Origin of the sequence: Streptomyces lavendulae subsp. lavendulae (assembly GCF_002803845.1) — a bacterium.
Taxonomy (GTDB): domain Bacteria; phylum Actinomycetota; class Actinomycetes; order Streptomycetales; family Streptomycetaceae; genus Streptomyces; species Streptomyces lavendulae.
This window is the reverse complement of sequence record NZ_CP024985.1, coordinates 1536267-1550482: the sequence shown is the minus strand read 5'-3', so window position 1 is coordinate 1550482 and position 14216 is coordinate 1536267. Positions and strand designations below refer to the sequence as shown.

General features: G+C 72.1%; 15 protein-coding genes and 1 pseudogene. 8 read left to right on the top strand and 8 right to left on the bottom strand.

The window, feature by feature from the left end; all coding sequences use genetic code 11:
- Positions 1–164 precede the first annotated feature (164 nt).
- Positions 165–1040 carry a universal stress protein gene (locus SLAV_RS06985; RefSeq protein ID WP_030224542.1) on the top strand — a complete coding sequence of 292 codons (876 nt, stop codon included), beginning with the start codon at positions 165–167 and terminating at the stop codon, positions 1038–1040.
- A gap of 107 nt (positions 1041–1147) precedes the next feature.
- Here SLAV_RS06985 and SLAV_RS06980 read toward each other — a convergent pair whose 3' ends face one another.
- The 5 genes from SLAV_RS06980 to SLAV_RS06960 form a co-directional block, all read right to left on the bottom strand.
- The gene (locus SLAV_RS06980) at positions 1148–2140 is read right to left on the bottom strand and encodes an Acg family FMN-binding oxidoreductase (protein ID WP_030224539.1); all 993 of its coding nucleotides are present in this window, start codon (positions 2138–2140) and stop codon (positions 1148–1150) included.
- Positions 2141–2164: 24 nt separating this feature from the next.
- Positions 2165–3043: a universal stress protein gene (locus tag SLAV_RS06975; RefSeq protein WP_030224537.1), complete on the bottom strand. Its 879-nt coding sequence runs from the start codon at positions 3041–3043 to the stop codon at positions 2165–2167.
- 149 nt (positions 3044–3192) lie between these two features.
- Positions 3193–3825: a CBS domain-containing protein gene (locus tag SLAV_RS06970; protein WP_030224534.1), complete on the bottom strand. Its 633-nt coding sequence runs from the start codon at positions 3823–3825 to the stop codon at positions 3193–3195.
- Between the two features lie 83 nt (positions 3826–3908).
- Positions 3909–4766, bottom strand: coding sequence for a universal stress protein (locus SLAV_RS06965; RefSeq protein WP_100661258.1), 858 nt, complete (start codon positions 4764–4766; stop codon positions 3909–3911).
- Positions 4763–5110 (bottom strand): CBS domain-containing protein, encoded by a 348-nt coding sequence (locus SLAV_RS06960; protein WP_234333341.1) that lies wholly within the window; start codon positions 5108–5110, stop codon positions 4763–4765. The genes SLAV_RS06965 and SLAV_RS06960 overlap by 4 nt, the downstream gene beginning before the upstream one ends.
- 250 nt (positions 5111–5360) lie before the next feature.
- On the opposite strand from SLAV_RS06960, the gene SLAV_RS06955 reads away from it, so the two are divergent.
- The 6 genes and pseudogenes from SLAV_RS06955 to SLAV_RS06935 all read left to right on the top strand — a co-directional run bounded on the left by SLAV_RS06955 (position 5361) and on the right by SLAV_RS06935 (position 11520).
- Positions 5361–6269: a universal stress protein gene (locus SLAV_RS06955; protein WP_030224527.1), complete on the top strand. Its 909-nt coding sequence runs from the start codon at positions 5361–5363 to the stop codon at positions 6267–6269.
- The gene (locus tag SLAV_RS06950; RefSeq protein WP_030224524.1) at positions 6266–7129 is read left to right on the top strand and encodes a universal stress protein; all 864 of its coding nucleotides are present in this window, start codon (positions 6266–6268) and stop codon (positions 7127–7129) included. Before SLAV_RS06955 ends, SLAV_RS06950 begins: the two co-directional genes overlap by 4 nt.
- Positions 7130–7136: 7 nt before the next feature.
- Positions 7137–8735, top strand: a pseudogene (locus SLAV_RS06945) (cation-translocating P-type ATPase); the annotation flags it as partial.
- A 250-nt stretch (positions 8736–8985) separates the two neighbouring features.
- Positions 8986–9432, top strand: coding sequence for a cation transporting ATPase C-terminal domain-containing protein (locus tag SLAV_RS42255; RefSeq protein ID WP_051840108.1), 447 nt, complete (start codon positions 8986–8988; stop codon positions 9430–9432).
- On the top strand, positions 9429–9710 hold the full coding sequence (locus SLAV_RS06940) for a DUF1918 domain-containing protein (RefSeq protein WP_078950042.1): 282 nt from the start codon (positions 9429–9431) through the stop codon (positions 9708–9710). The genes SLAV_RS42255 and SLAV_RS06940 overlap by 4 nt, the downstream gene beginning before the upstream one ends.
- Before the next feature lie 79 nt (positions 9711–9789).
- A complete protein-coding gene (locus tag SLAV_RS06935) occupies positions 9790–11520 on the top strand; it encodes a sensor histidine kinase (protein WP_030224519.1) in 1731 nt (576 codons plus the stop codon).
- 15 nt (positions 11521–11535) lie between these two features.
- Here SLAV_RS06935 and SLAV_RS06930 read toward each other — a convergent pair whose 3' ends face one another.
- From SLAV_RS06930 to SLAV_RS06920, 3 genes are all read right to left on the bottom strand, one after another.
- A complete protein-coding gene (locus SLAV_RS06930) occupies positions 11536–12234 on the bottom strand; it encodes a response regulator (protein ID WP_030224517.1) in 699 nt (232 codons plus the stop codon).
- A gap of 89 nt (positions 12235–12323) precedes the next feature.
- The gene (locus SLAV_RS06925; RefSeq protein WP_030224515.1) at positions 12324–12962 is read right to left on the bottom strand and encodes a CBS domain-containing protein; all 639 of its coding nucleotides are present in this window, start codon (positions 12960–12962) and stop codon (positions 12324–12326) included.
- A 25-nt stretch (positions 12963–12987) separates the two neighbouring features.
- Positions 12988–13452, bottom strand: a complete 465-nt coding sequence (locus SLAV_RS06920) for a Crp/Fnr family transcriptional regulator (RefSeq protein ID WP_030224512.1) — start codon at positions 13450–13452, stop codon at positions 12988–12990.
- Positions 13453–13733: 281 nt separating this feature from the next.
- Between SLAV_RS06920 and SLAV_RS06915 the strand changes: the two genes are divergently transcribed.
- Positions 13734–14204 (top strand): pyridoxamine 5'-phosphate oxidase family protein, encoded by a 471-nt coding sequence (locus SLAV_RS06915; RefSeq protein ID WP_037686027.1) that lies wholly within the window; start codon positions 13734–13736, stop codon positions 14202–14204.
- The last annotated feature ends 12 nt before the right edge of the window (positions 14205–14216 follow it).

Here is a 14216-nt window from a genome sequence, read left to right as displayed (position 1 = left end):
CGGCGCCGCGAGGGGAGGACAGGCCCTGCGGGAGGGACCGTTGGCCCCTGTGTGGCACGGCGCCCGGCCGGGAGAGTGAGGTCGGCGCTGCCGGTGCTCCCGGCCGACGCCGCTCCCTGCCGACCGACACCCGATGCTCCGGCATCAGTACGGAGGACTGACTCGTGAAGCGCACCCTGGTCGTCGGAGTGGACGGATCCCCTCAGAGCCGGGCCGCGGCGGACTGGGCCGCACAGGAGGCCGTACGGCGTGGCCTGCCCTTGCACGCTGTTCACGCCTGGCAGTGGGCGCCGCTCGCCGCCCCGATCGTCCAGGACCGTGAGACCGAAGCCCGCCGTGCCGAGGACGTCCTGAAGGAGGTCGAGGGCGAGCTCATCCACCGGTACCCGGGATTGGACCTCACCGCGGAAGTGCTCTCCGACGCGCCCGTGCCGGGGTTGCTGCACGCCGCCGAGGACGCGGAGCTGCTGGTCATCGGCACTCGCGGGTACGGAGCGCTGGTCGGTTTCCTGCTGGGCTCCTACGGCCGGCAGGTGATCGCCGCCGCGGAGTGCCCCGTCGTGTCCGTACGCCCGGCGCACGGCCGGCCGGTTGCCGTGCCGGAAGAGGGTGAGGTCGTCGTCGGGCAGCAGGGCGGTGTGCAGGAGTCCGCCGAGGTGCTGCGCGTCGCCTTCGAGGCGGCCGCGACACGCAAGGTGCCGCTCCGTGCGGTCCGGGCCTGGAGTCTGCCTCCGGTCTGCGGCTACAGCCCCGGGTCGATGTGGATCGCCGACCGGTTCGGTGGCCTGGAACCGTACGAGAAGGCCGCGCTGGAGCAGGCGCTGGAGCCGTGGCGGGAGAAGTACCCGCAGGTCGAAGTCGTCGCGCACGTGGAGCAGGGCAGTGGCGGCCAGGTGCTGCTGGCCGCCGCGTCCGACGCGCAACTGCTCGTCGTCGGCCGCCGGGTCCGCGGGTCGGCGATGGGAGCGCACATCGGGTCCGTGGCCCATGCCGTCCTGCACCACTCGGCCTGTCCGGTGGCGGTGGTCCCGCATCCCTGAAGCGTCCCGGGGCAGGGGGAGAGCCGGGCGCGCCACGGTACGGCGGGCCCGGCTTCCGGCCGTTCGGCGGCCGGCGCGGGACGACCGCGGCAGGCGCCCGGTGGTCTCTACTCCCGTATGTCCAGCACCTCGGTCAATGGGCGGCGGGGCGTGTCGGGTCCTGCGGGGCCGTAGCCGAGGCGGAAGACCATCTGCACGTGTCCCATGGCGGCGACCGGGTCGCGGGCCGTCCAGCGCAGCTCCGGCCATTCCAGGGGGTGGGACGTCATCGACGTGGCCAGGCCGTCGGCGGTGGCCCGGAGGAGTACGCGCTCCATCGCCTGGCCGGCGCGCAGCCAGTCGGCCCGCGTGTCCCCGTCGGTGCTCAGCAGAGCCAGCTGCGGTCGCTTCTCGAACACGGCCCAGCCGCGATCCGGTATCGGGTTGGCCCAGCCGAAGTCGCGGACGGGGGCCGGGCCGCCGGAGGCCTTCGGTCCGAATGCGGCGGCCGGGATGCCGTCGCGACGCGTGCCCGAAGCGTTCTGCGCGGGGGAGGTCCAGGCCGTGGTCTCCTCCCGGGCGAGCGGATCGATCTCCTCACGGTGTTCGGCGTCCCGCACCAGCCCGAGCACGGTGTCGATGTGCCAGGTGTCCGGGACGGTCAGCCGGCAGCCCTCCAAGCGGGCCGCGGCCCACAGACCGTCCAGCAGTGCGGTCGGCACCGGTTCCTCGCTGAAGGGGTACCGGCTGGTGTGCCGACGCCGGACGGCGTCGTGCAGGGAGGCCAGCTCGCGGTCCGTGCCCGCGGCTTCGTCGATGGTCACTGTCGCGAGCAGCCACGGTTCGGCGTCGTCGGGCAAGAGCTGCACGCGGACCGGGAGAGCGATCCGGGCTGCGGACACGCGCAGGTTGAACAGGGCAGCGGCGCAGCCGAGGTGGAGGCTGCGGTGGTCCGGGTCGGTTCGGGGCATGGCGCGGTCCGGATCGCCGTACAGGGCGAGTGCACCGCTGTCGACATGGAACACGAACTTCCACGGCTGGGCGTTGTGCATGGACGGGGCGGTGACGGCGTCGCCGATGAGCCGTGTGACGGTGTCGGGGTCGAAGTGTGGTGCGGTCACGGGACTGTTCCTGTCTGCGCGGTCTCAGTCGTGCGCCACGACGGCGACCGGCGAGGTGGCGTGGTGCAGCACCGCATGGGTGACGGGGCCGATGCGGGTGCCGAGTGCCGGACGGCGGATCCGCCGGCCGACCACGACGAGTGCCGCGCCCGACGCCGCGTCCAGGACCTGGACGGCGGGCTGGCCGATGACGATGCGTGCGTCGACGGCGAGTTGCGGGTACTTCTGTTCCCAGGGACCGAGCAGCTCGCGGAGCGCGGTCTCGAGTCCGTCGGCCATCTCCTTCTCGATGCCGGGATCGAGGGTGGGAGCGTAGGAGAAGACGGGCGGGAGCGACCAGCCGTGTACGACGACGAGCGGGCAGGCCCGCCGGTCGGCGTCCTCGCAGGCGAAGGCGAGGAGCCGGTCGCAGTTGCTGCGCAGGTCCACTCCGAGCACCACCGGCCCGGCGTCGTACGCGAGCCCGCGCGGATGGTCCGGGCCGTCGACGGAGCGCACGAGGACGACGGGTGTGTCGGTCTCGGGGATGGTTGCCGAGCCGGTCGAGCCCACGATGAACCCGGCGACGGTGCCGAGACCGCGTGAGCCGAGGACGAGCAGGTCCGATGCGGCTGCGGACGCGGCGAGGACCTCGGAGGCCGCTGCTCCTCTGCTGCCTTGGGTGCTGATGTCGAGCGTGCCGTGTTCGCGCAGGAGCCGGTCCCGCGTGAGGGACAGGAGGTCTTCCGCCCACTGACGACGCGGTTCGGGGAGCGGCGCGGCGAAGGGTCCGTACTGTGCCCAGTCCTCCGCGTGGACGAGTTCCAGAGCCGCGCCGCGCAGTTCGGCCTCGTCGGCGGCCCAGTCGGCTGCGGCGCTGCCGGCCCCTGATCCGTCCAGGCCTACCGTGATCCGGTTCGACATGATGTTCCTCCTGGGTCGGAAAGCCGCTGCTTTCAGGCTCTTCCGCTCGCGGGGCCTCTGGGAAGGACCGAGCGGCCCAACCGGGGACCGACCGGCCCTGCCGGCCGACTGTGTCGGCGACGCTGCGGTGCCTCATGGCGGTCGTGCCCTCATGCGGAGACGGGGGCGGTGAAATCCGCCTTGACGTCGACGACGCCCGGTACGGTGCCGGCGGCGCGCAGGACGATGTCTTCCATCGCGGGGTCCGGCAGCGACCCGTTGAGGTAGGCGATGCCGTTGGCGACGTGGACGTGCACCTCGATGGGACCGTGCGGGTGGACGTGCGCTTCGGCGGGGATGTGCGGGAGCAGTTGGTACATGATCAGTTCGCGGATCTCGGTGCCGATGTCCTCGTCCGGGCGCAGGAAGACCTTGAGCAGGTCGCCGCGGCTGACGACGCCGACGAGGCGGCCGTCGCGGTCGACGACGGGAAGGCGCTTGAGGTGCCTGCGGGCCATCAGGCGTGCCGCGCTGGGGATGGTGGCGTCCTTCCTGACGGTCACGGCCGGGCGGGTCATCAGCTGCTCGGCGGTGGTGTCGTGGGCCGTGTCGGCGCTTTGGGGCTTGAGCAGCAGGTCGCCGTCGGAGACGACGCCGACCACCTGTCCGTCCTGGGCCAGGACGGGGAGCGCGCTGACGTTCCACATCCGCAGCGCTTCCACGATGTCCTTGAACGCGGTTCCTCGGTCGACAGAGATCACGGCGTGTGTCATGACGTCCTCGACGTTGTGCAGGTGCTTCATGTCCGTTCTCCTCGATGGGACGGCCGGCGAGGATGCGGAGACGCGGCCGAGCGCCGTGCACCGCACCATCGGGATCCGCTCCTTCAGTCGTGGGAGACGACAGCCACGGGGGCTGCCGCGTGGTGCAGGACCGCGTGGGCGACCGCGCCCAGATGCGCGCCCAGGGGAGAGCGGCGCACACGGCGTCCCACGACGACGAGTCCCGCGCCCCGCGAGGCCCGGACGAGATGCCCGCCCGCCGATCCCATGAACACGTCGTGGCTGACGTTCACGTCGGGGAACTTGTGCCGCCAGGGCAGCAACATGTCGTCCACCATGTGAGTGACGCTCCTGCCGATGTCCCGCTCGTTGTCCGGGTCGAAGAACGGGACGTAGCTGTAGGCGGCCGGCATCTCCCAGCCGTGCACCGCCCGCAAGGGGCAGTCGCGCCGGGCCGCCTCTTCGAAGGCGAAGACGAGTACCCGGTCGCACGCTTCATGGATGTCGACGCCCACGACGATCTCGGCGCCGGAGTCGGTGCCCGGGCCGTCCGGGTCGTCGGCGACGCGAACGAGGACGACCGGGGTGTCGGTCGCCACCACGGTGGACATCGCCACCGAGCCGACGATGAAACCGACCAGGCCGCCCAGACCGCGTGATCCCAGGACCAGGAGCCCGGCGTCGGCGGCCTCGGCCGCGAGGGCGGCGGCCGGCCGGGCGGTCAGGCAACGGGTCGTGATCTCCAGGTTCCGGTGGCGCCCGTGCAGCTCCCGCGCGGCTTCGCTCAGAGCCTGGTCCGCCCAGCGGTCCACGTCCTGGCGGCCCAGGCCGGGGAATACCGGGTCCAGGGGCCAGTCGACGGCGTGCACGAGCCGCAGCGGCACCTGGCGCAGGACAGCCTCCCGGGCTGCCCAGCGCGCCGCTGCCCGGCTCTCCGGGGAGCCGTCGACTCCAACGGTCACGTGGTGTTCCATGGCTGCGGTTCCCTTCGTGCGGTCCGGTGCCCGTCACCACGGCATTGCGTGCCGGGCCTGGTCCGCGTGAGCGGTTGCGCGGACATGACGTCGCCCGCGGTGGGCGGCTCCACCGCTGTGCCGTTCTGCAGGGAGGTACCGGGGCCGGGGCCCGCATGGGCCGGCAGGTCCGTCTGCGAGACGACACCCACCACGCGGTCCTCGTCGTCGAGTACGGGGACACCGGAGATGTCGTACTGGGCGAGGAGCTTCGCAACGTCCTTGAAGGCGGTACCCGGGGCCACGGAGACGACCTCGTCGGTCATCAGGTCCGCCACCTTGATGTGCTTCATGAGGCCCTCCTGCTCCGCCGTGTCACGCGAGGCCGGTGTCCGGTGCGGGTGTGCTCCCACCCTCCGTCGACGACCGCAGGCGAGCGAGGGCCGAACGGGTCCTTCCGGGGGCCCGTAAGGGCCCGGGGTGCCAAGCCGTGACGATGGGGACCTTTGGCCCCGCCGGCGGCCCCGGGCGGCCCTCTTCCCGAAGCACCGCCGGTGCCAGCGTGAGAGGTGTCCCTCATCGGCTTCTCGGTTGGGAGGAACCGTGGAAAGCACATTCCGTACGCCGGACACCAGCTCGGTGGCCGTCGGCGTGGACGGCTCGCAGTCGGCGCGCGTCGCTGCCCTGTGGGCGGCCGAGGAGGCCGTACGCCGGGACCGTCCGCTGCACATCGTGTACGGCGCCGACACCGACGGCAGGGCCTTGTACCTGTCGGCGGAGACCATCGAACGGGTCCGCGTCGACGGCCGCGAGCTCCTGGACGACACGGCGAAGGCCGTTTCGGCCGAGTACCCCGGCCTCGACGTGACCACCGAATTCAGCCGCGCCGACGCCGTCGCCAGCCTGCACCGGGCCGGCGGACTCCACGGCACGGTCGTGGTCGGCAACCGCGGTCTGGGCGGGTTCAACTCGCTCATGCTCGGCTCGGTCGGGCTGGGAACCGCGGCCGTCGCGATGACGCCCGTCATCGTCGTCCGAGGCGTCGACGGGACGGAGGAGACCGGCACGGTCCTCGCGGCGGTCCGTGACGAAGACGACCTCCTGATCGCCCGGTACGCCGCCAGGGAAGCCGAGCTGCACAAGGCCTCCTTGCGGCTGCTGCACGTGTGGAACGTGCTCCAGTCCGTCGGCGAGGTGGTCAGCATGCTCGACGGCGTCGACGAGATCGCGAGTGGGCACGCAGAGGCCCTGCGGGCCGTCACGGACGTGGTCCGCGACGAGTTCCCCGACCTTGAGCTGCAGGCCGATGCGGAGAAGAGCGTCTCCGTGGCCGGCGTCCTCGTCGAGGCATCCCGTCACGCGGACCTGCTCGTCATGGGCGGCCGCCGGGTCCCAGGGCGCCTCGGACTCGCCCCCAACCTGGGCAGGGCCACGCACAGCCTGCTGCACCACGCCCACTGCCCCGTCCTCCTCATCCCCCGGACCGGCAGTGATTTCGGGAGCCGGTCATGACCGTCCACCCCGCAGGGAGCCGTGACATCGTCGTGGGCATCGACCCTGAAAAGGACTGGCACCTCGCCCTGGCCTGGGCCGCCGACGAGGCACAACGGCGCCGGCTTCCGCTGCGCCTGGTGCTCGCGGTGCCGCCCCGGCACGACACCCGTCACGTCGACGACACCCCCGACCAGACCGCCCTGCGGCAGGCCGGATCCGACAGACTCGAACAAGCGTGCAACTGGGTGCGTGACCGCCACCCCGAGGTGAGCGTCTCCGGTGATCTGCTGGGCGGCCTCCCCACCCATGTCCTGGGTGGCGCGGCGCGGGAGGCCCGCATGATCGTCCTCGGCTCCCGGCACCTGAGCCGGACCGCCGAGTACTTCAGCGCCGGCTCGCTCGTGGTACCCGTCACCGCCCAGGCCCATTGCCCGGTCGCCGTGGTGGGCGACGCCGAGCACATCAGCCAGCAGCCGCCCTACATCGTGGCGGGCAGCGACGGCAGCGCGTCCGCCACGGCCGCGCTGACCTTCGCCTTCGACGAGGCCGACCTCCGAGGTGCGGCGCTGCGGGCCGTCTGCGTGTGGCAGCGGCCGCGGATCATGCTGGACGACGAGGAGGTGGCACTGCGGGCGCAGCGCACCCTGCTCTCCGAAGCCACTGCCGGCCTGCCCGAGAAGTACCCGGGCGTGCACGTCACCCACGAGGTCCTCACCGGCCACCCGGTCGAGGAACTGGCCCGGGCGGCCGAGCACGCCCTGGCCGTTGTCGTGGGCCGTCGCGGCCGCGGAGGGTACACCGGCATGCGGATCGGATCCGTCGTCCACGGCCTCCTGCACCGTGCGCACTGCCCCGTGATCACCGTCCCCACCGACTGAGCCCGCCATGACCGGCCGCGCGATCGACATGCGGTCTGCCGACCCCCTGGCGTCGGCGGGGCTGACGCAGGCCGAAGCCGAACGCCGGCTGGCCCGGTACGGACGCAACGAGGTGGCACCGCCGCGACCCACGCCCCTCCACCGCCGGGTGCTGGCACAGCTGCGCGACCCGCTGATCTTGGTGCTGCTCGGTGCCGCACTCCTGACCATCGCGATCGGCGACCACCCCGACGCCGTCGTCATCGGCCTGGTGGTCGTCTTCACCACGACCGTGGGAGTAACCCAGGAAGTCCGGGCGGACCGCGCGGTCGCCACGCTCTCCGCTCTGGCAGCCCCACACGCCCGGGTGCGGCGCGACGGCGGAGCGCACGAGGTGTCGGCGGCGCTCGTGGTGCCCGGTGACAGCCTGCTGCTGGGTGAGGGGGACAGCGTCGCCGCGGACGCCGATCTCACCGAGGCGTCCGCTCTCCTGACGGACGAGTCCATGCTCACCGGAGAATCGGAACCCGTCGCCAAGGACGCCGGTGACACGGTCAGCGCCGGCACCGTCGTGGTGCGGGGCCGGGCTGTCGCGACCGCCACGGCCACCGGATCCTCCGGTGCCCTCGGCCGGATCGCGGCGCTTTTCGACGGGGAACACGAGCCGACCCCGCTCCAGCGCCGTCTCGCGTCCCTCGGCCGCGTCCTGGCCGCCGTCACTCTTGCCCTGTGCGTGCTGTTCTTCGCGCTGGGGCTCATACGCGGTCTCGGCGTGAGCACGATGGCGATCACAGCCATCAGCCTGGCCGTCGCCGCGGTACCCGAGTCCCTGCCCGCCGTGGTCACCCTCGCCCTCGCCCTCGGCGCCCGTCGCATGGCGGCCCGGGGCGCCCTGATCCGACGCCTTCCGGCGGTCGAGACACTCGGCTCGGTGAGCGTGCTGGCCACGGACAAGACCGGCACCCTTACGGAGGGGCGCATGGTCGTCCAGCACGTGTGGACGCCGGCCGGAGCAGCGGACGTGTCCGGCAACGGATACGAGCCCCGCGGAGACCTGACCCGTGCCGAACGCCCCCTGACCCCGGAGCAGCTCCGCCCGCTGCAGGAACTGCTCACCGCGGCGGCCCTGTGCAACGACGCGAGCCTCAGGCCGCCCGGGAGCGGGTCCGACGTCTGGACGGCCCTGGGTGATCCCATGGAGGCCGCGCTGCTGGCAGCCGCTGCCAAGGCGGGCTGCCCCGACCCCGCCGTGCTGCACCGCGACTGTCCCCGGCTCGGAGAGGCGCCCTTCGACAGCCTGCGCAAACGGATGACCACTCTTCATCACCTGCCCGACGGCAACGTCCTGGTCTGCCTCAAGGGGGCGCCCGAGGCCGTCCTGGCTCCCACGGTGCTCGCCGAGCCGGCCGGGATCCTCGACCAGGCCCGCCGACAGGCTGCCGAGATGGCCGCGCACGGATTCAGGGTCCTGGCAGTGGCGGGCGCCGAACGGCTCCAGTGGAGCCGCCCCGCCGCCGAGGCGGAACACGGACTGAGCCTTCTCGGCCTGGTCGCCATCAGCGATCCGCCGAAAGCGGCAGCAGCTGCCACCCTGGCAGCCTGCCGCGCTGCCGGGATCGCACCGGTCATGATCACCGGCGACCACCCCGCGACGGCCCACGCCATCGCCCTACGCATCGGACTCGTCGAGGACGGTCCCGCCGGTACGGCCGTCACCGGACCCGCGCTGGCCGCGGCTCCGGACACCGACCTGACCGCGGTCCGCGTCTTCGCCCGGACCGATCCACAGCAGAAGCTGGACATCGTCCGCGCTGGCCCTCCCGCTCCGGGCGGGACAGATCCTGTGGATCAACCTCCTCACCCACGGCCTCACGGGTGTGGCCATGGGCGCCGAACCGGCCGCGCCCCAGGCCATGCGGCGCCCGCCACGGCCGCCGGAACAGCACATCCTGGCCGCAGGCGCGTGGCAACGCCTCCTCGTCCTGGCTGCTGCCGTCACAGCGTTCAGCCTGATGGCCGGCATCGGCGCCCACTCCATCGGCTTGCCCTGGCAGAGCGTTCTCTTCCTGTCCCTGCTCGGGGCCCAGCTGGGCGTGGCCCTGGGGCTGCGGGCCCGGCTGCTCACCACCCAGAACCTCTTCCTCCCCGCCTCCGTGGCGGCATCCGCCCTCCTTGCGATGGCTGCCCTGTACGTTCCCGCCCTGCAGTCGCTGTTGGACACCCGGCCGGTGGGCTGGACCGGCACAGGACTCGCCGTCGCGGCAGCGCTCGCCGCATTCGTCACCGCCCGGCTCCTGCGAGGCGCATTCCACAGAAAGGCATGACCATGAACGAGTACGCGCCCGAGCACGGACACGGGATCCACGCCGAAGTGGGCGACCAGATCGTCGTGGGCGGACCCACCGCCGGAAGGCCCGGCCGTGACGGCGAAGTCACCGCCCTGCACCATGAGGACGGCACCCCGCCTTACGACGTGCGCTGGTCCGACACCGGCCGCACCACCGTGTTCTTCCCCGGCCCGGACGCCTACGTCCGACACCTGCACGACGGCACCGCTACCTCTCGGCACGAGCAGCGGCCATACGGGGCAATCGCCCGCTGAACGGGAAGGCCGGGCCCTCCGGCCGGAGATACCGTGGAGGCGATGGCCATCACGCCATCGCTTCCGGCCGGAGGTGGGCATGAGCGGAGGCGAGCACCCCACCCGGAGCGGTGTTCCCCGGTTGCGCCTCGACGAACTGCTCGACGAACTCCAGGTACGGATCGACGAGGTCAGGGGCACCCGGGACCGGCTGAACGGTCTGCTCGAAGCCGTCCTGTCCGTGGGCCGGGAACTCGACCTGCCGCAGGTCCTGCGCGGCATCGTCGAAGCCGCGGTGGTACTCGTGGACGCGGAATACGGGGCCCTCGGCGTCATCGGCGACGACAAGAGGCTGGCGGAGTTCCTTCCCGTCGGCATCAACGACGGCCTCCGCGCGCAGATCGGGGACCTGCCGTCCGGCCACGGCATCCTCGGCGAGCTGATCCGCCACCCCGAACCGCTGCGGCTCTCGGAGCTGTCCGAGCATCCCGCCTCGTACGGGTTCCCGGACCACCACCCGCCGATGCATTCCTTCCTCGGTGTCCCTATCAGGGTCCGCGAGGAGGTCTTCGGCAACCTCTATCTGACCGAGAAGCGCGGCGGAGCCGAATTCGACGCCGAGGACGAGGCGGTCCTGTCCACCCTCGCCGTCGCGGCCGGCATCGCCATCGAGAACGCCCGGCTGTTCGAGGAGGTCCGGCTGCGTGAGCGCTGGCTGGAGGCCAGCTCGGACATCACCAGCGCCCTGCTCTCCGGAGCGCCCGAGGGCGAGGTCCTCGAAGGCATGCTGGAGCGGGCCAAGGACATCACCGGCGCGGACATGGGCGTCTTCTACCTGCTCGGGTCCGGCGGTGAGCTGCGGGGCTCCCTCGCTCTGGGAGAGGGGGCCGAGGCGCACCGCGGGATCGTCCTGCCCAGCGCCCGGGGCACCCTCGCCGAGGCCGCGCTGGCCCGCGACGGCCTCATCTCGGTCCCCGACGTGGCGAGGGACGAGCGCGTCACCGTGCAACCGGAGAGGTGGACGGGCTTCGGCCCGGCGGTCGCCGTCACCGTCGGCACCAAGGAAAGACTGAGCGGGGTCCTGATCCTGGTCAGGAGGCGCGGTCGCCCCGTGTTCGCACCCGCCGAGGTCGCCGCACTTCCGGGCTTCGCGGGCCAGGCGGCCCTCGCTCTGGAGCTCTCCGACCGGCGCCGCGACGCCGAGCAGATGAGCCTGCTGGAGGACCACGACCGCATCGCCCGTGACCTGCACGACCTGGCCATCCAGCGCCTCTTCGCCACGGGCATGACCCTCCAGAGCGCCCAGCGTTTCGTCGACCATCCCCAGGCGTCCGAACGCCTCGCGCGGGCGGTGGACGATCTGGACGCCACCATCAAGATCATCCGGTCGACCATCTTCGGACTCCGGGACCACGCGGCCCCGGGTGAGGCGTCCAGGGTGCGCTCCCGTCTGGTCCAGGCCGTGGACGAGGCCTCGGCGGCCCTGGGATTCGCCCCGGCCCTGCGGATGGAGGGGCTGATCGACACCGACGTACCGTCGGCCGTCGCGGAGGAGGCCCTCGCCGTCGTGGGGGAGGCCCTCACCAACGTCGCCCGCCATGCCGGGGCCACGCGGGCGGAGGTGTCGATCGCCGTGGCCGACGGGAGCCTGGTCGTCACCGTGACCGACAACGGCGTCGGCCTGTCCGCGGGCGGCGGTCGGCGCAGCGGTCTGCGGAACCTGGCGGAGCGTGCCGAAAGGCTCAGCGGTCGGATGGAGGTCGCGGCGCGGGGCGACGGGGAGCGGGGCACTCGCCTGGAGTGGCAGGTACCTCTCGTCCCGCCACGCTGACCGGCGTCGGCGTTCCTACCGCTCGGCCGTCCCGGTGTCGTGCTCGTGCACCTGGGCGGCGATCACGGCTGCCTGGACCCGTCGCTCCACGCCGAGCTTGCCCAGCAGCCGGGAGATGTGGTTCTTGACCGTCTTCTCGGACAGGTAGAGCCGCTTGGCGATCTGCCGGTTGGTAAGGCCCTCGCCGATGAGCTCCAGGACGGCCCGCTCCCGTTCGGACAGCACCGCCAGGCGTGCGTCTTCCGGTGCCTTCGCCGTCTCCGGGTCGCGCAGGGAGTGCATCAGGCGGGCAGTGGTCGCCGGGTCCAGCATGGACTGGCCGGTGGCGACCGTGCGTACGGCCGAGACCAGGTCGGAGCCCTTGATCTGCTTCAGGACGTAGCCGGCAGCTCCTGCCATGATCGCGTCCAGCAGGGCGTCCTCGTCGTCGAACGAGGTCAGCATCAGACAGGCCAGTCCCGGCATTCGCGAGCGCAGCTCGCGGCAGACGGTGATGCCGTCGCCGTCAGGGAGCCGCACGTCGAGGACGGCGACGTCCGGACGGAGCGCCGGCCCGCGGGCGAGCGCCTGCTCAGCGGTGCCGGCCTCACCCACGACGGTGATGTCCGGCTCTGCGTCCAGGAGGTCGTGCAGCCCGCGTCGGACCACCTCGTGGTCGTCGAGGAGGAACACCTTGATCGGCGCCCCCGCGGAGGCGTTCGGATCGTCGGACATGGTCGCCCCTGGCTCGGTCCGGTCTACGCGTTTCCCAGAATTGTCGCAGCAAGGCGCGCAACGCACCCTGTGGCCGGCGCGGAGGGCCGCTAGGCAGCGACGGTGCTTTCCAGCTCCATCCGGACGTCCACGACACCCTCGACCGCACGGATCGCCCGTGCGAGGAGGGGCACCAGGGCACGGTCCCGCAGCGGGCCGCTCAGGGTGACGACCCCGTCCTGCACGGCGAAGTCCACGTTCGCGCCGGGTGTCAGCTCGGTGAGCACGCTCCGGCGGATCTCCTCTTCGAGCTCCTCGTCGGGCCGCAGGAACACCTTGAGGAGATCGCTGCGGCTGACCACGCCTTCGAGCATGCCGAGCGCGTTCACCACGGGCAGGCGTTTGACGTGCCTGCGCGCCATGATCCGGGCGGCTTCGGCGACGGGCGCGTCGGGGTGCACGGTGATCGCCGGGCTGGACATGAGTTCCTCGGCCAGCACCCCGCCGGCTTTCGACGCTTCCTCCAGCTGATCGGGCAGAGCGGCGTCCGTACGCCGGAATTCCTCCTTCGGCAGCAGATCCGCCTCGGAGACCACTCCGACGACGCGGCCCTCGCCTTCCAGGACGGGGACCGCGCTGACCTTCCACTCGTGCATGAGCTCGACGATCTCCTTGTACGAGGCCTCGCGGCCGATGGCGACGGCCGTGTGCGTCATGACGTCACTGACGGCGTAGCGGGATGCGGGCATGACGGCTCCTTCGCCGTACGGACGATCAGAGGAAGCTGCCGCTCCCGTAGGGCGCGTACAGATCGAGAAGGCGCACACGGGCGGCCTGCAGCCGGTTGGCGAGGACCTGCCCGACCCAGTGGCCCAGGGCAGAGCCGAAAGCGGTGTCGGCGTCCATCAGCGCCCGCACGCGCTCCGCGTCGAACTCGTACGCGCGGACGGGCGACATCGCCTCGGCGCCCAGGCGCCAGGAGTACGGCTTGAAGAGCCAGGAGCAGCCGACCAGCTGGCCGGCGCCGAGGCTCTCGATGACCGCGGCGCGCCGCCCGGGCACATGGACGTCCAGGGTCACGGTGCCGGACCGGACGATCCAGAACCGGTCGGCGTGGCCGCCCTCGCGGAAGAGACGCGTCCCTTCCTCGAAGTTGACCTCTCGGGCCAGTTCCATCAGGCGGGAGCGGCAGTCGGCGGGCAGCGCCTCGGAGATACGGGTGGGTGAAGGGATGCTCATGGACGGCCTCCTGTTCGAGTCCGTCTTCAGTCTTGCCCTCCCCGCCGGTCCCGAGCATGGGCCCTGTGGTCCCGTCCAGGGGCCGATCGGCCCATGCCCGAGATCGGCGCATGCGGAGATCCTGGCAGCAGACGGCCCGTTCACGGCCTTCGCCCCTGTCCGACCGGCAGGCGCGGGACGTACGGGAACGGGCACGGCACGGGCAGACCGGAGGGCTTCGCCTCCCCCACCGTGCCGTCCATCCGGATCGCGGCCCGCTCGCTCGACGAAGGACGCCCACGATGAAAAGCCACCAGGCCGGTGCGACCGCCGCTTCGCCCGCCGTCAGTGTGCCGGGACGGCAGATGGAGGAGCTCAGGGCCGACGAGGCGCTGCAGCTGCTCGGCACCGCCGAACTGGGCCGGATCGTCTTCACCCGTCACGCACTGCCCGCCGTACGCCCGGTCAACCACGTTCTCGATGCCGGCGACATCATCGTCCGCGTCCAGGACGGATCGACGCTGGCGGCGCTGCTCGCGACCCAGCAGGGTGCGGGCGTGGTCGTCGCCTACGAGGCCGACGACATCGATCCGGGTGAACACCTGGGCTGGAGCGTGGTCGCCACCGGCTACGCCACCGCTGTCACCGACCCGGACGAGATCGAGCGGTACGTGGGCCTCCTGGAGCCCTGGGCCGCGGGCAGCGCATCGGGAGCGATCCGGATCCGACCCGACCTCGTCACCGGCTTCCGCTTGCGCGAGGGCGGCCCGTAGCGGCTCCCGTTC

Coding starts and splice junctions, on each gene's coding strand:
- SLAV_RS06975 (WP_030224537.1), bottom strand. CDS start 3,043: ATGTCGAACCGGATCACGGTAGGCCTGGACGGATCAGGGGCCGGCAGC.
- SLAV_RS06970 (WP_030224534.1), bottom strand. CDS start 3,825: ATGAAGCACCTGCACAACGTCGAGGACGTCATGACACACGCCGTGATC.
- SLAV_RS06960 (WP_234333341.1), bottom strand. CDS start 5,110: ATGAAGCACATCAAGGTGGCGGACCTGATGACCGACGAGGTCGTCTCC.
- SLAV_RS06950 (WP_030224524.1), top strand. CDS start 6,266: ATGACCGTCCACCCCGCAGGGAGCCGTGACATCGTCGTGGGCATCGAC.
- SLAV_RS06940 (WP_078950042.1), top strand. CDS start 9,429: ATGACCATGAACGAGTACGCGCCCGAGCACGGACACGGGATCCACGCC.
- SLAV_RS06935 (WP_030224519.1), top strand. CDS start 9,790: ATGAGCGGAGGCGAGCACCCCACCCGGAGCGGTGTTCCCCGGTTGCGC.
- SLAV_RS06930 (WP_030224517.1), bottom strand. CDS start 12,234: ATGTCCGACGATCCGAACGCCTCCGCGGGGGCGCCGATCAAGGTGTTC.
- SLAV_RS06925 (WP_030224515.1), bottom strand. CDS start 12,962: ATGCCCGCATCCCGCTACGCCGTCAGTGACGTCATGACGCACACGGCC.
- SLAV_RS06920 (WP_030224512.1), bottom strand. CDS start 13,452: ATGAGCATCCCTTCACCCACCCGTATCTCCGAGGCGCTGCCCGCCGAC.
- SLAV_RS06915 (WP_037686027.1), top strand. CDS start 13,734: ATGAAAAGCCACCAGGCCGGTGCGACCGCCGCTTCGCCCGCCGTCAGT.